This is a genomic window from Vibrio sp. 10N.222.55.C6 (assembly GCF_041473395.1).
Lineage (GTDB): Bacteria > Pseudomonadota > Gammaproteobacteria > Enterobacterales > Vibrionaceae > Vibrio > Vibrio crassostreae_C.
Genome location: NZ_JBFRSD010000048.1, coordinates 104,275 through 123,492 on the forward strand (window position 1 = coordinate 104,275; position 19,218 = coordinate 123,492).

Annotated in this window: 15 protein-coding genes; 13 read left to right on the forward strand and 2 right to left on the reverse strand. The window is 46.5% G+C overall.

All coding sequences use genetic code 11. From position 1 onward, the window contains the following. Positions 1-136: 136 nt before the first annotated feature. The 4 genes from AB4486_RS22015 to AB4486_RS22030 all read left to right on the forward strand — a co-directional run bounded on the left by AB4486_RS22015 (position 137) and on the right by AB4486_RS22030 (position 4,102). Positions 137-403, forward strand: a complete 267-nt coding sequence (locus tag AB4486_RS22015) for a DUF4212 domain-containing protein (RefSeq protein WP_010435433.1) — start codon at positions 137-139, stop codon at positions 401-403. A 10-nt stretch (positions 404-413) separates the two neighbouring features. Beyond that, entirely contained in the window at positions 414-2,117 is a 1,704-nt protein-coding gene (locus AB4486_RS22020; protein WP_372118623.1) for a sodium:solute symporter family protein, read from the forward strand. 200 nt (positions 2,118-2,317) lie between these two features. Further along, positions 2,318-2,704, forward strand: a complete 387-nt coding sequence (locus tag AB4486_RS22025; protein WP_017068852.1) for a hypothetical protein — start codon at positions 2,318-2,320, stop codon at positions 2,702-2,704. 12 nt (positions 2,705-2,716) lie between these two features. After that, the gene (locus AB4486_RS22030) at positions 2,717-4,102 is read left to right on the forward strand and encodes a lyase family protein (RefSeq protein ID WP_017062713.1); all 1,386 of its coding nucleotides are present in this window, start codon (positions 2,717-2,719) and stop codon (positions 4,100-4,102) included. Positions 4,103-4,220: 118 nt separating this feature from the next. Here AB4486_RS22030 and AB4486_RS22035 read toward each other — a convergent pair whose 3' ends face one another. After that, entirely contained in the window at positions 4,221-7,652 is a 3,432-nt protein-coding gene (locus AB4486_RS22035) for a PAS-domain containing protein (protein WP_372118626.1), read from the reverse strand. Between the two features lie 118 nt (positions 7,653-7,770). After that, positions 7,771-8,967 (reverse strand): 3-phenylpropionate MFS transporter, encoded by a 1,197-nt coding sequence (locus tag AB4486_RS22040; RefSeq protein ID WP_017062710.1) that lies wholly within the window; start codon positions 8,965-8,967, stop codon positions 7,771-7,773. Positions 8,968-9,199: 232 nt separating this feature from the next. Here AB4486_RS22040 and AB4486_RS22045 point away from each other — a divergent pair, with 232 nt between their 5' ends. From AB4486_RS22045 to fis, 9 genes are all read left to right on the forward strand, one after another. Next, positions 9,200-11,032, forward strand: coding sequence for a DUF294 nucleotidyltransferase-like domain-containing protein (locus tag AB4486_RS22045; RefSeq protein WP_372118632.1), 1,833 nt, complete (start codon positions 9,200-9,202; stop codon positions 11,030-11,032). Between the two features lie 11 nt (positions 11,033-11,043). Further along, complete coding sequence (locus AB4486_RS22050) at positions 11,044-11,676, forward strand: 3'-5' exonuclease (protein WP_009844694.1); 633 nt, start codon at positions 11,044-11,046, stop codon at positions 11,674-11,676. Positions 11,677-11,894: 218 nt separating this feature from the next. Next, positions 11,895-13,844, forward strand: coding sequence for an acetate--CoA ligase (gene acs, locus AB4486_RS22055; RefSeq protein ID WP_009844693.1), 1,950 nt, complete (start codon positions 11,895-11,897; stop codon positions 13,842-13,844). A 323-nt stretch (positions 13,845-14,167) separates the two neighbouring features. Beyond that, positions 14,168-14,617, forward strand: coding sequence for a type II 3-dehydroquinate dehydratase (aroQ, locus tag AB4486_RS22060; protein ID WP_010435475.1), 450 nt, complete (start codon positions 14,168-14,170; stop codon positions 14,615-14,617). A 74-nt stretch (positions 14,618-14,691) separates the two neighbouring features. Then, positions 14,692-15,144 carry an acetyl-CoA carboxylase biotin carboxyl carrier protein gene (gene accB, locus AB4486_RS22065; RefSeq protein WP_017062707.1) on the forward strand — a complete coding sequence of 151 codons (453 nt, stop codon included), beginning with the start codon at positions 14,692-14,694 and terminating at the stop codon, positions 15,142-15,144. A 15-nt stretch (positions 15,145-15,159) separates the two neighbouring features. After that, a complete protein-coding gene (gene accC / locus AB4486_RS22070) occupies positions 15,160-16,503 on the forward strand; it encodes an acetyl-CoA carboxylase biotin carboxylase subunit (protein WP_017062706.1) in 1,344 nt (447 codons plus the stop codon). A gap of 170 nt (positions 16,504-16,673) precedes the next feature. Beyond that, positions 16,674-17,561 carry a 50S ribosomal protein L11 methyltransferase gene (gene prmA, locus AB4486_RS22075; RefSeq protein WP_017055901.1) on the forward strand — a complete coding sequence of 296 codons (888 nt, stop codon included), beginning with the start codon at positions 16,674-16,676 and terminating at the stop codon, positions 17,559-17,561. Between the two features lie 140 nt (positions 17,562-17,701). Further along, positions 17,702-18,670, forward strand: a complete 969-nt coding sequence (dusB, locus tag AB4486_RS22080) for a tRNA dihydrouridine synthase DusB (RefSeq protein WP_032546269.1) — start codon at positions 17,702-17,704, stop codon at positions 18,668-18,670. 23 nt (positions 18,671-18,693) lie between these two features. Next, on the forward strand, positions 18,694-18,990 hold the full coding sequence (fis, locus tag AB4486_RS22085; RefSeq protein WP_004729744.1) for a DNA-binding transcriptional regulator Fis: 297 nt from the start codon (positions 18,694-18,696) through the stop codon (positions 18,988-18,990). The last annotated feature ends 228 nt before the right edge of the window (positions 18,991-19,218 follow it).

Below are 19,218 nucleotides of genomic sequence, written 5' to 3' on the forward strand. Positions count from 1 at the left end.
CCATCCCGACTAAAGTTGCACAGATCCCTTGACTTATCCTTGCTACATTCTAAATCGTAACATTACGTTAACACGCTATTTTACAAAACGGTTTCACAAAAACAGTTTCTACGAAAACGGAATAAAGGAGAAGGCAATGGCGTTCGAATCTACGGAACATGCTCAAGCCTACTGGAAGGAAAACTTGGGAATTATGGGAACACTGCTCGCGGTCTGGTTTGCGGTGTCTTACGGCGCTGGCATCTTATTTGTGGATGCCCTCAATACCGTTCAGTTTGGCGGGTTCAAGCTAGGATTTTGGTTCGCTCAGCAAGGTTCGATATACACCTTCGTGGCGCTGATATTTATTTACGTTGTCCGCATGAATGCGCTCGACAAAAAATACAACGTACAGGAAGACTAGAGGCTAGAACATGGATATTCAAACTTGGACGTTTATTCTCGTCGGTATTACTTTCGCGGTATATATCGGCATCGCAATCTGGGCTCGTGCAGGGTCTACTAGTGAGTTCTACGTTGCTGGCGGTGGTGTACACCCAGTAGCAAACGGCATGGCGACCGCCGCTGACTGGATGTCGGCAGCATCATTCATCTCAATGGCAGGTATCATCTCATTCGTTGGTTACGACGGTGCGGTTTACCTAATGGGTTGGACAGGTGGTTATGTACTACTTGCGCTATGTTTAGCACCTTACCTACGTAAGTTCGGTCAGTTTACGGTTCCTGATTTCATCGGTGAGCGTTACTACTCGAAAACGGCACGTATGGTAGCGGTATTCTGTGCAATCTTCGTATCGTTTACGTACGTTGCAGGCCAGATGCGTGGTGTGGGCGTTGTATTCTCTCGTTTCCTAGAAGTTGATATTAACCTAGGCATCATCATTGGTATGGGTATTGTGTTCTTCTACGCAGTACTAGGTGGCATGAAAGGCATCACTTATACGCAGGTAGCTCAATTCTGTGTCCTCATTTTCGCCTTCCTTGTTCCAGCAATCTTTACCTCAATCATGATGACAGGTAACCCACTTCCACAAGTTGGTATGGGCTCTACGCTATCAGGCACAGATGTTTACCTTCTTGATAAACTGGATGGACTGACCGAAGAACTCGGATTTACCGCCTATACCGAAGGTAACAAGAGCATGGTAGATGTATTCTTCATCTGTGCGGCTCTAATGGTCGGTACTGCGGGTCTTCCACACGTAATCATTCGTTTCTTCACGGTACCAAAAGTACGTGATGCTCGTATCTCAGCGGGTTGGGCACTACTGTTCATCTCATTGCTATACACAACAGCACCAGGCGTTGCAGCATTCGCTCGTGTAAACATGATCGAAACAATCAACGGCCCTGACATGCAAGGTGTCGCTGCAACGGACGCACCAAGCTGGTACAAAAACTGGGAAAGCACTGGCCTAGTAGGTTGGGAAGATAAGAACGGCGATGGCAAAATGTTCTACTCGGGCGATGAGCGCAACGAGATGAAGATTAACCGTGACATCATCGTACTGGCTTCTCCAGAGCTAGCGAAACTACCAAACTGGGTTGTAGCACTGCTTGCAGCCGGTGGCCTAGCAGCCGCACTATCAACAGCCGCGGGTCTACTATTGGTCATCTCAACGTCGATTTCACATGACTTGTTGAAGAAAGGCTTCAGACCAAACATGACCGACAAGCAGGAGCTGTTAGCCGCTCGTCTGGCAGCCATGGTCGCGATTGTCGGTGCCGGTTACTTAGGTATTAACCCACCAGGCTTTGTAGCACAGGTAGTAGCGTTTGCCTTCGGCTTAGCCGCAGCATCCTTCTTCCCAGCGATTATCCTAGGTATCTTCTACAAGAAGATGAACAAGGAAGGCGCAATTGCAGGTATGTTGTCAGGTATTGCCTTCACAGCAAGCTACATCATCTACTTCAAGTTCATTAACCCAGCAGCAAGCACACCTGAAAACTGGTGGTTTGGTATCAGCCCAGAAGGCATCGGTACGCTAGGTATGTGTCTAAACTTCGTAGTATCGATTGCTGTAAACAAAGTAACTGCTGAAGTACCACAAGATGTACAAGATATGGTTGAGAACATCCGTTACCCGAAAGGTGCAGGTGAAGCTCACGACCACTAAGCACGACCATTAAACAAAGATGTTTAGCAAAAAATGAATCAGTACTTACATTGTAGGGATTAGGTACTGACTCCAGAAAGCCGATACTTCGTGTATCGGCTTTTTCTTTTTCTGCTCACTTTATAAAAAGATAAACAAAGGGTTGTTTTTAAAATTTTATTTGATAATAATTATCATTAACATCCAATAAAGAGATGCAGATGATGATGAAAGAGCAGCAGGTTCTCTATTCGAGATTTTACAAAGCACAGGATCGCTTTGCTTCATTAGAACAAGTTCAAGGCCATGAGCCGTTTGTAATTCGAGAGTATATCGAGTGTGCACTGACGCTTTCGGCTTACTATGAAAAGCATGCCGCTCAAGAAAACATCTTGTTGTGCGAGCTGTATCTACGCCAAGTTTTCTTTCATTTGATTGAAGCGATTGAGTCTCCTCAGCGCAGTTTCGCCTTTCGTCATATCTGCCTAGACTCTATTCACTCACCACTATTTTATTTGAAGCGCCACTACTGCCAGCAACCTCAAGGCCAAGCGCGTTTTTTGAATCTCAGCCAAACACTAAAACAAGTCCAAGCCCCACTTGGCTAACAAGGATAGAACATGACCCTACAATTTCGGATTGAAAAAGACAGCATGGGCGAAGTGAAAGTCCCTGCCGATGCGCTATACCAAGCACAAACTCAGCGTGCAGCGGATAACTTCGCGTTTAGCTCTCACAAGATGCCGACCAGTTTTATTCAAGCACTGGCGTTAATTAAACAGGCAGCGGCAGATACCAATGCTCAGTTAGGTCTACTGGAAGGTGATATTGCCAACGCGATAGCCGAAGCCAGCCAAGAGATCATTGAGGGTAAACACCTCGATCAATTCCCTATCGATGTCTACCAAACCGGTTCAGGTACCAGTTCCAACATGAATGCCAATGAAGTGATTGCTACGCTTGCCTCAAGAAGCTTGCAAGGCGACGTGAACCCCAATGATCACGTCAACATGGGCCAAAGCAGTAACGATGTGGTGCCAACCGCAATTCAAGTGAGCGTTGCTTTGATGGCTGAAAATAAGCTATTACCTGCATTAACTCACCTTTCTGAAGCACTCACCATCAAACAACAGGAACTTGCGGAGGTCGTGAAGACCGGCCGCACTCATCTAATGGATGCGATGCCAATGACCTTTGCTCAAGAGCTAGGTGGTTGGAAATTTCAGATAGAACACGCTAAGCAAGCAATAGAGAACACCCTGCCCGCTATCAAGGCTTTAGCACAAGGTGGTACTGCGGTTGGAACAGGGATCAATGCTGACCCACGCTTTGCCGATAAGTTTGCGAGTAACCTGTCTCAATCGACAAAGATCAGTTTTAGCTCGAGTGAAAACTTCTTTTTTAGCCTCAGCAGTCAAGACGCGATCGTTGCGCTGTCAGGTCAGCTCAAAACGGCAGCAGTTGCGATCATGAAGATCTCAAACGATCTTCGCTGGATGAACTCTGGGCCGTTGGCTGGCTTAGGGGAAATTGAATTACAGGCTCTACAACCAGGCTCATCGATCATGCCTGGCAAGGTAAATCCTGTGATTCCAGAAGCTGCAGCTATGGCGGCGGCGCAAGTCATTGGCAACGACACCACCATTACCGTAGCCGGACAATCAGGTAACTTCCAACTTAATGTGATGCTGCCAGTAATTGCTCATAACGTGTTGGAAAGTATTGAGTTATTGGCAAACAGCTCAGTCGCTTTAGCGGACAAAGCCATCGCGACCTTCACGGTACGCCAAGACAATCTCGATTTGGCACTGTCAAAGAACCCAATCCTAGTGACCGCACTTAACCCTGTGATTGGCTACTTGAAGGCGGCTGATATTGCCAAGAAAGCTTACAAAGAAGGCTTACCAATTCTGGATGTCGCAGAAAGAGAAACCGATCTTAGCCGAGAAGAGCTCAGTAAACTGCTTGATCCAACCACACTGACACAAGGTGGCATTGCTGGTTAGTTATTGAATTAACAAGCGAATCGGCGTTCGCAAAAAAAACAGAGACAAAAAAAGGCCTCATCTGAGGCCTTTTCACTATCCGCTCACGAACGTACTAATCCGAGCCTGTTAACCCAAACTAGCTCACTCGATTCAAGACCGCTCTTAACTTAAGTGGCTTCACTGGCTTGGCAATAAAGCGAAAGCTGTTGGCCTTTATCGCTGCCAACATGTCATCGGTTCTATCGGCACTAATGATGACCCCTTCAAAAGAGTCTCCGAGGCGCAAGCGACACTGCTGCAGGACTTCGAGACCCGTTCTGCCATTATCTAAACGGTAATCAGAGAAAATCACATCAGGTAGCCAACCCTCATCTAGGCACTGCAAGCTTTCGACCAAATCAACCGCCGTCTTAACCTCACAGCCCCAACGTCCGATCAGGTTTTCCATACCGACTAAGATTTCTCGTTCATTATCGACACACAATATCTTGAGATGTTCGATGTCGCTGGTCGCCATTGGCGTCGAAGCTTGCACAACTGGAGCCACTTTTTCCGCTCTAGCTAAGGTGATGGAAAAGACACTGCCTTGCCCCGGCCATGAGCGCATCGAAATTTGATGGCCAAGCACATGAGCAATACCTTTCGAGATAGCCAGCCCTAACCCCAATCCTTGATCGGCTCGTACTTGGCTGCCACGAGTAAACTCTTCAAAGATTTCTTGTTGCTTGTCTTCATCGATACCGGTTCCATTATCCCACACATCAATTCGAACCTGTCCATTCACTCTTCTCGCACCCAGTACCACTTTCCCTTCCGGGTTATAGCGGAACGCATTGGTCAAAAAGTTCTGAATCACACGCCTCAACAGCTTAGGGTCTGAATGAATGAACAATGACGACGGAATCATCTTAAACTCAATTTTCTGTTGTCTCGCTAGAGCGCTAAATTCCGCGTTCAAATTGGTTAATACGTCATGCACGGCAATCGCGTGAATGTTGGTTTCTAACTTTCCGGACTCCAATCGAGAGATATCCAGCAAGTCACCAATCAAATCTTCTGCGGCGCCAAGTGCACTCTCGATGTGAGATGACAATTGCTTCACCTCTTGCTCTTTTGCCACCTCAGACAGTGACGAAGCAAATAGACGTGCGGCATTGAGCGGCTGCATCAAATCGTGGCTTACCGCGGCTAGAAAACGACTCTTAGATTGTGATTCTTGATCCGAAATCTGCGTGGCTTTTACCAAGCGATGGTTCAGTTTTTCGAGTTCTTGAGTTCGCTCATGCACTCTCGATTCCAAACTTTCGTTGGCATCTTTTAGCGCTTGCTCTGCTTGTCGGAATACCGTGATGTCGGTAAAGCTCATCACAAAGCCACCACTTGGCATCGGGTTACCTTGCACTTCAATCACTCGACCATCAGGACGAATGCGAGAAGAGGTATGTCGAGTGCCTTGCTCCAAATGATAAACACGGCGACGCACATGATCTTCAGGGTCACCCGGACCACACAAACCTTGTTCAGCATTATGACGAATCACATCTGAAATGGGTCGCCCAACCTGAATCAAGCCAGCAGGGAACTCAAACAACTCTAGGTAACGCTGATTCCATGCCACCAGCCTCATTTGTTTGTCGATTACTGCGATGCCTTGGCCAATATGTTCAATCGCTCCTTGCAGTAAACCACGGCTGAAGTCGTACAGTTCCGAAGCTTCATCCACGATGGTCGCGACTTCTTCAAGCTGCATGTTTCTTCCCTGTAAAGCGGAAGTAAGTACTAACTTAGCAGACGAAGCACCGAATACTCCGGCGAGCACGCGCTCTGCGTGTCGAATCAGACTTGCAGGCGCTTGTTGATTAGGAAGCAGCGGCTGACCGTGTTGTTGCCAATAGCTGTGTAAGGCACTTTTGGCACGCTTACGGCCTACAAAACGCGACGCCAGCATCTCTAATTCAGCGACCGTCACTCGGTTCTGGTAAAGGCTGATATTCTCATTTTCAGGCAGCGGCGTGCCAACAAATGCTGCCGATTGTAAGCGCTCACTTAGGCTTGGTCTGGTCGTCATCGAGACCACGGCATAGCACAAGGTATTGAGTAAAATACTCAGCACTATGCCCCAATTGGAGCTGCTAACATCCCAACTTCTCAGCAGTTCTGGCGGCGTGATAATCCACAGCAGTAAGTTACTTTCGCTATCGCCCGCTAGCATGCTGGTTTGACTCATCAGGGTAATCAGCCAGATCACCGAACCGACAAGTAAACCGACATAAACACCCTTACGGTTTCCGGGACGCCAGTACAATCCACCAATTAATGCAGGAGCGAACTGAGCAATCGCAGCAAAAGAAAGGAAGCCAATAGCCGACAATGAATGGATGGTATCGAGCGCTTGATAAAACAGCCAAGCACCCAGTAGCAGCAGTAAAATTAGCCCGCGGCGAATCACCAATAGCAGGCCAGAAAAGTGTCGATGGGTTCTTTGGGTTAGGCGCATACGGCGCAGTAACAGTGGCATCACTAAATCATTCGACACCATGATCGCCAAGGCGATGGTCGACACTATCACCATGCCACTTGCCGCAGACGTACCACCAAGGAAAGCCAGCAAGGCAATGTGATTAGCGCCTTCTGACATTGGCACACTGATCACATAGGTATCCGCTGGCATACCAGTAAGTAGTCCTTGTCCTGCCCAAGCAATTGGCAGCACGAACAGTCCCATCAAAATCAGGTAAAGCGGAAACAACCAGCGAGCGGTATGCAGGTCTTGAGGACGTTCGTTCTCTACCACCATGGTATGGAACTGGCGGGGCAAACAGACAATCGCCAACATGGTTAAAACGGTATGAATAATTAAGGTCGGAATATTGGGTGATTCGTAGGTGGAAGCCGCCACATCAAGCAAGTCGATCTTGTCGCTGCTCATCGCCAGATACATGATGAACAAGCCAACAATCAAGAATGCGGCGAGCTTAACGATGGATTCAAACGCCACCGCCATCATCATGCCACGGTGATGCTCTGTGTTATCAATGTGTCTTGTACCAAACAGCATGGTAAAAATAGCCAAAGCACCGACCACAAACCAAGACACATGATAGTCCTGATAACCGAAGTCAGCCGCTAGGTTGGGCGCAACAATATCCAACCCCATGGTAATACCACGCAGTTGCAGAGCGATATAAGGAAGGATACCGACCACGGCGATAACCGTCACCGCCACAGCTAAGCCCTGAGATTTTCCGTAACGAGCCGCGATAAAGTCGGCAATGGAGGTGATGTGCTCCCGCTTCGCAATCAGGATCAGCCGCGCCAAGATCCGCCAGCCTAGTGTAAAGACCAGAATCGGGGCGAGATAAATGGGTAAAAAAGACCAAGGGTTGTTACTCGCCTGCCCGACCGTTCCATAGAAGGTCCAAGAGGTACAATACACGGCAATCGAAAGGCTATAGATCCACGGGCGCCAACGCGATAGCCAACGAACCTGCCTGTCTCCATACCAAGCGATCAGAAATAACACGCCCAAGTAGGCTAAAGAGACTGGAATTACTATCCATCCTTGCATTGAAAACCCTTTTTTCATCCATAAAAAAACCTCTCCATAAGGGAGAGGTTTCATTTAACTAAGGATGGGTGATTAACTCAATCGCATCGCTTAAATTCTGTGCTTTAGACTCTAATTATCAGCATTTGCTGTGAGATTCTGACTGTTCCGAATCTGATTGATTAATCTCAACCACTGAACTTCTTTCATCCAACTTAATGAACAGAGCAAGTGCACCCATTGCAGCCATGCCCCAGAAGATATTTGCGCCCCAAAGCTCATAACCCCAACCACTTAAGGTGGTCATCAGTGCAATAAAGGCACCTAATGGAATCGCGTTATACAGGGCTTGTAGCGCAACCATCTTGTTTTGTTCTTCAGATTGGATGTATTGAATCGCGGCGATGTGTGCCATGGCAAATGTCACACCGTGCAGCAACTGCACCATCACCAGTGCAAAAATCGCCGTGGTTGATGCGGTAATACCCCAACGCGCCATCACCCCAATAGCCGCGACGACAAACAAAGTACGCAGTGACCAGCCTGAGAATAATCGCTTACTCAGAGCAAATACGGCCACTTCAGCAACAACACCTAAACTCCACAAATAACCGATGATAGCTTCTGAGTGACCCGCTTCTTTCCAATAAATCGCACTAAAACTGTAGTAAGCCGCATGACTACCTTGCAGCAGCGCCATCAAGGCTAAAAACTTTACCACTGACGACTCACGCAGCAGTTCACCTAGTTTTGGTCGCGCCGCTTGTTGCTCAGATTGTGTTACTGGCATCACATTGGGGTTTCTCATCGCAAGAATCAATGACAGCAACACACCGGCAAGCGCAGTATACAAAATCATGTCGGTGCCGAATTGTGCCACCAAATAGCCAACAACCGTTGAACCTGCGATAAAGGCAATTGATCCCCAAAGACGAGTTCGGCCGTAGTCGAGCATTTTCAAACGACTGTAATGGTTAGCCATCGCATCAGAAAGAGGAATGATCGGCCCACAACAGAGGTTAAACAGTACCGTTGCCAACAACATCAGTATAAAACTGCCACCGGTGAAGAAGTGGAAACCGACAAACAGCAGCGCAGCGAAACTCAAACAGCGTAGCGCTGGCATCAAGTGTTCCACTTTATGGATACGCGGCGTAATCACTAAGTTGGCCACACAACGAGTTGCAAAGCCGATACCAATCAATACGCCAATATCACCAGCAGACACGCCTTGGTCTTCAAACCACAACGCCCAAAATGGCAAATACACGCCATACGCAAAAAAGAAACCAAGAAAATACTGAGAGATCCAGCCATAGGGTGAAGGGCTAAACATAAATGACCTATAAAGTGTGCGGAAAAAGGCAGCACCAATTATGCCTATCTCGCATACGATGAAAAAGGGAATTATTACTGGGATAGTATTCCCATATTCAATGGGTCTGGATATCGCATTTCAACAAGAGATTTCACGCTCATCAATACTCATACTCGCATTTAGACTAAAGTCGTCTGGAGCTTCGCTGGTATTTTGTCAGACTGATTAAAGACTCCCATTTCTTCTTGTGATGCTTATGCCTGACAAATTTAATATGCAGCACCCGCCCTTCGATAGCCTGTCCGACGCCGAACAGTTGAAGCTTCGCTCTTCATTAGACGTGGTGTATTACCGCTCTCAAGAAGTGATACTGGAAGCTGAAAGGCCGAGCCGACACCTGCATATTTTGATCAAAGGAGCTGTTGAAGAGCGCGCGAGCAGTGATGGTGAGATTTACGCACACTATGCCAATGACGATATTTTTGATGTCCGCAGCCAGTTTGAACCCCACACCAAACACCAATATATCGCACTCGAAGATACATTAAGTTATCTGCTGCCCACCGATATTTTTCTTGAGCTTTACCACGCCAATGGCCAATTCGCTGCCTACTTTGATAGCAACCTATCAACACGAAAAGCTTTGATAGAAGCCGCCCAGCAGCAACAGAATCTTGCCGAGTTTATATTAACCAAAGTGGATGACTCTATCTATCACCCACCACTGATACTTGAACCAAACCAACCGATCAACCAAGTCACTCAAACCCTTAAAGAACAAGGGTTAGACTCGGCCCTAGTCCATTTGGAACATAATGATCCAAAAGCTTTTGGATCATCATGTTCCTTGCCGTATGGAATCGTCACTCGAACCAATTTATTGCATGCTGTGATGCTCGATAATTTCACACTGGATGCGCCTGTCGGTGAGATCGCAACGTTTCCGGTGATGCACGTGAACCAAGGCGATTTCTTATTTAACGCCATGATTACCATGACCAGAAATCGAGTAAAAAGGTTGATGGTTTGTGATGGTAAAAATGCGGTCGGCATGGTGGATATGACACAGATTCTCAGTGCATTCTCCACACACTCCCACGTTCTTACTTTGCGTATTGCGCGCGCCACCAGCGTTGAAGAATTGGCAATGGCATCCAACAAACAACGTCAACTGGTCGAGAGCTTGCTCAGTAATGGGATTCGCACACGCTTTATCATGGAGCTGATTTCTGCGGTCAACGAACAGATCATAGAGAAGGCTTTTGAGTTGGTGATCCCACCTGCACTGCATAATCATTGCTGCCTAATCGTGTTGGGTTCCGAAGGCCGTGGGGAACAAATTCTCAAAACCGATCAAGACAACGCGCTCATAATTCAAGATGGCTTGGAGTGGCACCAATGCCAGAGCGCCATGAACGACCTCACTCATACATTGCAGCAATTGGGCTATCCACTCTGTCCGGGCAACGTGATGGTCAACAACCCCAAATGGGTGCATTCAGAACAAGAGTGGAAACAAACCCTCACCCGTTGGGTAAAAAAAGCCACGCCAGATACCGTGATGGATATAGCGATCATGGCGGATGCACACGCCGTTGCGGGTAATAGAGAGTTATTAAAACCCGTAAAGCAGCACCTAAGTGATTTGATGCTCGGACAAGAATTGATTCTGACTGAATTCTGCCGACCGGCTCTGAACTTCTCAGTACCCCTCACCCTGTTTGGCAATGTTAAACAATCCAAGTCAGGGCTCGATATCAAACAAGGCGGTATTTTCCCTATCGTGCATGGTGTGAGGGCACTCTGTCTTGAGCATGGTGTCACGGTAAACAACACCTTCGAACGCATTGAACAGTTGGTCTGTAAGAAAGTGCTTGAGCAAAGTACCGCCGATAACCTTAGTGAAGCACTCAAACAGTTCTTTAAGTGGCGCTTAGCCCAAAGACTTTCTCAGCAGCACAGTAGCAACAAGATTAACGTCAAATTGATGGAGCGAGCAGACAGAGACCTGCTTCGCCATAGCTTGCATGTGGTCAAAAAATTCAAGCAATGGCTTGGCTACCACTATCAGATACGGGATTAGGCGATTGAACGATGAATAGACTGGTTCGTTATTACTGGCATCATAAACTCAAAGGCTCTACTTATCAGCCTCTGTTTACTGCGCCTGCTAATCACGAATACGTATCTCTCGATTGTGAAACCACCAGCCTCGACCCCAATCAGGCAGAATTAGTCACCATTGCCGCTACCAAGATCATCGGCAACCGAATCATTACCAGCCAACCTTTTGAAGTCCGATTGCGCGCCCCTCAATCGCTCGATTGCAATTCAATAAAAATCCACCGTATTCGCCATCAAGATCTAAAGCACGGCATCGAAGAAAAACAGGCTTTAATCGAGCTACTGAACTTCATTGGAAATCGTCCTTTAGTCGGCTATCACATCCGCTATGATAAAAAAATCCTCGATCGCGCCTGTTTAAAACAGCTTGGATTTCCACTGCCTAACCGATTAGTCGAAGTAAGCCAACTTTATCAAGACAAGCTCGAAAGGCAGCTGCCTAACGCCTATTTTGATCTCAGTATGGACGCTATCTGTCGCCAGCTCGATTTACCTATCCCCGTCAATAAACATGATGCATTACAAGACGCTATCTCCGCCGCCCTGATCTTTGTTCGCCTGAAACATGGTGACCTACCCCGTTTCAACTCTTCTTATTCTTAATTCAACCACTGGCGCTTCACATAGAGAGCAACATCTCAAAAATGAACTTAACTCGCTATTTTGTAAGTGAAAAGCAACGTCTCATCCTAAAGTCTAATTGTGGAAATCGCCGTCCTAGTCGAGAGTGATAACACAACGACGGTTCTGTAATAGACCTAGAAACTGAACACAAAGGAAGTTGCCAGTTCATTAGGAATGTAGGCACAAGGAGAGATGCAATGAGTGAAGCCCACGTTTATCCGGTAAAAGAAAATATTAAATCAACCACACACGCGGATAATGACACTTACCTAGCCATGTACCAGCAATCTGTTTCTGACCCTGAAGGCTTTTGGGGTGAACACGGAAAAATCGTTGATTGGATTAAACCTTTCACACAGGTAAAAAATACCTCTTTCGACCCTGGCCACATTGATATTCGCTGGTTTGAAGATGGCACGCTTAACGTTTCGGCTAACTGTATCGACCGCCACCTTGCTGAACGCGGCGATGAAGTCGCTATTATCTGGGAAGGCGATGATCCGGCTGATGACAAAACTCTAACTTTTAATGAACTACACAAAGAAGTGTGCCTGTTTTCAAATGCTCTAAAAGAGCAAGGCGTGCGCAAAGGTGATGTAGTTTGTTTATACATGCCAATGGTTCCAGAAGCTGCGGTTGCGATGCTGGCGTGTACCCGTATAGGTGCGGTTCACACAGTAGTATTTGGCGGTTTCTCCCCAGAAGCACTGTCTGGTCGTATTATCGACTCAAATTCTAAAGTCGTTATCACTGCCGATGAAGGCGTGCGTGGCGGCCGTGCGGTTCCACTGAAGAAAAATGTCGATGAAGCACTGACGAATCCTGAAGTGAAGAACATCGAAAAGGTTGTAGTATTCAAACGTACTGGCGGCGATGTTGCATGGCACGAACACCGCGATGTGTGGTGGCACGATGCTATTGCTAATGTATCTGCAGATTGTCCTCCAGAAGAGATGAACGCAGAAGACCCACTATTCATCCTTTATACGTCAGGCTCAACAGGCAAACCTAAGGGTGTTATGCACACCACCGGTGGTTACCTTGTTTATGCAGCAATGACCTTCAAATACGTATTCGATTACCAAGAAGGCGAAACTTTCTGGTGTACAGCCGATGTGGGTTGGATTACCGGTCACACATACCTTGTTTACGGACCGCTTGCCAATGGTGCAAAAACCATTCTGTTTGAAGGCGTGCCGAACTACCCGAACACAAGCCGCATGAGTGAAGTGGTCGATAAGCACCAAGTTAATATTCTTTATACTGCGCCAACAGCTATTCGTGCATTGATGGCGAAAGGCAATGAAGCCGTTGAAGGCACGTCTCGTGACAGCCTAAGAATCATGGGCTCAGTGGGTGAACCTATCAACCCAGAGGCGTGGGAGTGGTACTACAAAACAATCGGTAATGAGCAGTCTCCAATTGTTGATACATGGTGGCAAACAGAAACGGGCGGAATCTTGATTGCACCGCTACCAGGCGCAACAGACCTAAAACCGGGTTCAGCGACGCGTCCATTCTTCGGTGTACAACCCGCGCTGGTTGATAACATGGGTAACATTATTGAGGGTGCAACAGACGGCAACCTAGTGATTCTTGACTCTTGGCCAGGCCAGATGCGTACCGTTCATGGCGATCATGACCGTTTCGAACAGACTTACTTCTCGACCTTTAAAGGCATGTACTTCACCAGTGATGGTGCTCGTCGTGATGAAGACGGTTACTACTGGATTACTGGCCGTGTTGATGACGTTCTGAACGTATCAGGTCACCGTATGGGTACCGCTGAGATTGAATCGGCTCTAGTCGCATTTGATAAGATCGCAGAGGCTGCGATTGTAGGTATCCCTCATGATATTAAAGGCCAAGCGATTTACGCTTACATCACGTTGAATGATGGTGAATTCCCGACCGCAGAGCTTCATAAAGAAGTGAAAGACTGGGTACGCAAAGAGATAGGCCCAATCGCAACGCCAGATGTACTGCACTGGACCGACTCATTACCAAAAACTCGTTCAGGTAAAATCATGCGTCGTATCCTGCGTAAGATTGCGACTGGCGATACTGGCAACCTAGGCGATACGTCGACACTCGCAGACCCAAGCGTGGTCGATAAGCTGATTGCAGAGAAAGCGGAACTGGCATAAGCAACCCGTCACATTACGTAATTACTGTTTAAAACAACTCCTTTCTAAACCGTCACCTATGTGGCGGTTTTTTTATGGCTGATCTTGATCTCAAATATCCTCGACAAAATTAAGGCTAAGGCGCTTTTTTGTTAAGTTGGTAACAATCTCACACTCTCTCAATAGGAGATTAGACCAGTAAATTGCTGCGATTTGCGCTGAATTAGCTATAATCTGGTTCTAATTTTTAAATTTGGGTTTTTCTCACTGGAAATTAACCGCAAATTTTCAATAAAATGGCAACATTCACGTTCGTAAACACGATAAAGGAAGATAGCCCCACGATGTCTACAAAGTTTCGCATTCTAGTTTTAAATGGCCCAAACCTTAACCTGTTAGGCCTTAGAGAGCCCGCACACTACGGTTCTCAAACACTTGACCAGATTATTAGCTCACTGACCGAGCAAGCGAAAGCACACGATGTTGAGCTATCTCACTTACAGTCAAATCGTGAGTACGAACTGATTGAAGCTATCCATAGTGCTTATCAAAATGTTGATTTTATTATTATCAACCCAGCAGCCTTTACACATACCAGTGTGGCACTGCGTGATGCACTACTTGGCGTTGCAATACCATTTATTGAGGTTCATCTATCGAATGTTCACGCGCGTGAACCATTCCGTCACCACTCTTACCTATCTGATAAAGCAGAAGGTGTGATTTGTGGCTTAGGTGCCCAAGGTTATCAATTTGCTTTGACCGCTGCGCTCAGCAAGCTCAACTCAAAGTAAACATAAACAACGAACTATTACTAACCTACTCAGTCATAGAGTAAGTTCAATTAACAGATAAAGAGAAAGAAACAATGGATATTCGCAAAATCAAAAAGCTAATCGAATTGGTTGAAGAGTCTGGTATTTCTGAGCTAGAAATCTCTGAAGGTGAAGAGTCAGTACGAATCAGTCGTAACAGCACTGCACCTGTAGCACCTGTTCAATATGCAGCTGCTCCAGCACCTGTAGCGGCAGCAGCTCCTGCGGCGGCACCTGTAGCAGCAGAAGCAGCAGCTCCTGCAGTTCCAGCTGGTCACCAAGTTCTTTCTCCAATGGTTGGTACTTTCTACGGCGCTCCAAGCCCAGACGCAAAACCATTCGTTAAAGTTGGTCAATCTGTAACTGCTGGCGAAACGCTATGTATCGTTGAAGCAATGAAAATGATGAACCAAATCGAAGCTGATAAATCTGGTGTTGTAACAGCTATCCTAGTTGAAGACGGTCAACCAGTAGAATTCGACCAAGCTCTAGTAATTATCGAATAATAGAGAGCACTCATTATGTTAGATAAATTAGTAATCGCGAACCGTGGTGAGATTGCACTACGTATTCTGCGTGCATGTAAAGAGCTTGGCATTAAAACGGTAGCGGTTCACTCAACTGCTGACCGTGATCTTAAGCACGTACTGCTTGCAGACGAAACCATTTGTATCGGTCCAGCTCGTGGTATCGATAGCTACCTAAACATCCCTCGTATCATCAGCGCAGCTGAAGTTACAGGTGCAGTAGCTGTTCACCCTGGCTACGGCTTCCTATCTGAAAATGCAGACTTTGCAGAACAGGTAGAGCGCAGTGGCTTTATCTTCGTTGGCCCTAAAGCTGAAACCATTCGCATGATGGGTGACAAAGTGTCAGCTATCACGTCAATGAAGAAAGCTGGCGTACCTTGTGTACCAGGTTCTGACGGCCCTCTTGACGACGACGAAGCAAAAAACAAAGCGCACGCTAAACGCATTGGCTTCCCAGTTATCATCAAGGCATCTGGCGGCGGCGGCGGTCGTGGTATGCGTGTTGTTCGTTCTGAAGCAGAATTAACTGAAGCTATCGCGATGACTCGTGCTGAAGCAAAAGCATGTTTCAACAACGACATGGTTTACATGGAGAAATTCCTAGAAAACCCACGTCACATTGAAGTACAAGTGCTTGCAGATGGCCAAGGTAATGCTATCCACCTAGGTGAGCGTGACTGTTCAATGCAACGTCGTCACCAGAAAGTTGTGGAAGAAGCGCCAGCTCCAGGTATCACTGAAGAGATGCGTAAGTACATTGGCGAACGTTGTACTCGTGCATGTATTGAGATCGGTTACCGCGGTGCAGGTACATTTGAATTCCTATACGAGAACGGTGAATTCTACTTCATCGAAATGAACACTCGTATCCAGGTTGAACACACGATTACTGAAATGGTAACGGGTATCGACCTAGTGAAAGAACAGCTACGTATTGCAGCTGGTCAGCCTCTATCATTCACTCAGGATGACATTAAGCTGCGTGGCCACTCAATCGAATGTCGTATCAATGCTGAAGATCCAGTTCGTTTCCTACCTTCACCAGGTAAGATTGAACGTTTCCACGCACCAGGCGGCATGGGCGTACGTTGGGAATCTCACATCTACACGGGTTACACAGTGCCACCACACTACGATTCAATGATTGGTAAGCTGATCACTTACGGTGAGAACCGTGATGTTGCTATCGCTCGTATGAAGAACGCATTGGGTGAAATGATTGTTGAAGGTATTAACGTTAATACTGAGCTTCAACTGTCTATTATGAACGACGAAAACTTCCAACACGGTGGTGCAAACATCCACTACCTTGAGAAGAAACTTGGTTTGTCATAATCCGTTCGTTTAAGAACAGTCAAAATGCTCACTTCGGTGAGCATTTTTGTTTTTGAACCGCCGAAAAAATCAATCTTTAATCCCCATTATATTCCGTGGGGTTTTGGTGAATTTGCTCATATTTTCTGCTAGACTCGCCATCCAATTTTTCTCATATAGAAGATGCAGCCATGCCTTGGATTCAAATCAAGCTTAATGCTACCAATGAAAATGCCGAACAAATCGGCGACATGTTAATGGAAGAGACTGGTGCTCTTTCTGTAACTTTCCTGGATGCACAAGATACCCCTGTATTTGAGCCTCTGCCAGGCGAAACTCGCCTTTGGGGTGATACTGACATTCTCGCGCTTTACGACGCTGAGACTGATACTGGTGTCGTTCTAGCGCAGATTAAAGCAAGCAACATGTTCCCTGCAGACTTTGCTCATAAAGTAGAGCAAATTGAAGACAAGGATTGGGAGCGTGAATGGATGGACAACTTCCACCCAATGAAGTTTGGTGAGCGTTTATGGATCTGCCCTAGCTGGCGCGATATCCCTGAACCTGACGCTGTTAACGTAATGCTAGACCCTGGCCTTGCATTTGGTACAGGTACTCACCCGACAACGGCATTGTGTCTTGAGTGGCTTGAAGGCTTAGACCTTGCAGGCAAAACCGTGATCGACTTCGGTTGTGGCTCAGGCATCCTAGCGATCGCTGCGATCAAACTAGGCGCAGCAAAAGTTATCGGGATCGACATTGATCCTCAAGCTCTGCTTGCATCAAAAGACAACGCACAACGCAATGGCGTTGCTGAGCAACTAGAGGTGTTCTTGCCACAAGATCAACCGGAAGGTTTGCTAGCAGACGTTGTTGTTGCCAACATTCTTGCGGGTCCATTACGCGACCTTTCTGGCATCATCAAGGGCCTAGTTAAGCCAAATGGTGTACTTGCGATGTCGGGTGTTTTAGATACACAAGCAGAAGATGTTGCCACTTATTATCGTGATGAGCTTCACATTGATCCGATCATCGAACAACAAGAATGGTGTCGAATCTCAGGTCGCAAGCAAGGCTAGACAAGACTTTGGGCGCTAATTGACTGAAATTTAAACAAATTACAAAAACAAATTGTAAATGCTCAAATATTAGTCTTTTCACGCAGCGAAAAAATGCGTAAAATGCGCGCCCTTGCTGGTACAGAACTGTGATGACATTTTTGAAAATCGGAAATTATCAACTTAAGAACAATCTAATCGTCGCTCCTATGGCTGGCGTAACGGATAGACCATTCCGTGAGTTGTGTCTTCGCTACGGTGCGGGGATGGCAGTCAGTGAAATGATGTCCTCCAATCCGAAAGTTTGGAAAACGTCAAAGTCTCAGCAGCGTATGGTACATGAAGGCGAATCGGGCATTCGTTCAGTACAAATCGCTGGTGCAGATCCACAGCTTATGGCCGAGGCTGCTCAATTTAATGTCGATAACGGTGCGCAAATCATCGATATCAACATGGGTTGTCCAGCCAAAAAAGTGAATAAGAAGCTTGCGGGCTCAGCCTTACTGCAGCATCCAGAACTCATTGAAGACATTCTGAAAGCGGTGGTAAATGCTGTCGACGTTCCAGTAACGTTGAAAACGCGCACAGGCTGGGATACAGACAATAGAAACTGTGTCCAAATCGCGAAAATAGCCGAAGACTGCGGCATACAAGCTCTTGCGCTCCATGGAAGAACTCGCGCTTGTATGTACAAAGGTGAGGCAGAATACAAACACATTAAAGCAGCGAAACAAGCAGTATCTATTCCGGTTATCGCTAACGGTGATATCGATAGTCCGGAAAAAGCGAAGTTTGTGCTGGAGTACACCGGCGCTGATGCTTTAATGATAGGTCGACCTGCCCAAGGACGTCCTTGGATTTTTAACGAAATCCTACACTATTTGGAAAACGGCACCACGATGGACCCACTCCCGATTTCGGAAGTGAAAGACATCATGCTTGGTCATGTGCACGCTCTACATGAATTTTATGGAGAGTTTTTAGGCCCTCGCATCGCTCGTAAGCATGTGGGTTGGTATCTAAAAGAACATGAACAAGCGAGTGAGTTTCGCCGTACCTTCAACGCATTCGAAGCAGGTGATCTGCAGCTTGAAGCGCTAGAAGGTTTTTTTGATAACGTTGCACCATAATTACGAGAAGAGCTAGACCGAATATGTTCGAACAAAATCTGACTTCAGAAGCATTGACAGTAACTACAGTTACATCACAAGACCAAATCACGCAGAAGCCACTACGTGACTCAGTTAAAGCATCATTGAAAAATTACCTTGCTCAATTAAACGGTCAAGAAGTCAGCGAGTTATACGAATTAGTATTAGCTGAAGTTGAACAGCCACTACTAGACACTATCATGCAGTACACTCGCGGTAACCAAACTCGCGCAGCAACCATGATGGGTATTAACCGCGGTACTCTTCGCAAGAAACTTAAAAAATACGGCATGAACTAGGCTTAAAAGCCTTCGCGCCTTATATACAAAGGGATTGTGTAGTTACTCACAATCCCTTTATTACATAAAACACCCCACAACTCCCCCCACTATACAAAACTACCCCATTAGAATATTTCATCCCCTAGCCCGTCTGGGTGTGTATACAGATAGATCCCCATAAAAAGGGGCTAATACAAGAGTAAGAAAAGAGCCTATATAAGATATAGGTATATATAAATATATATA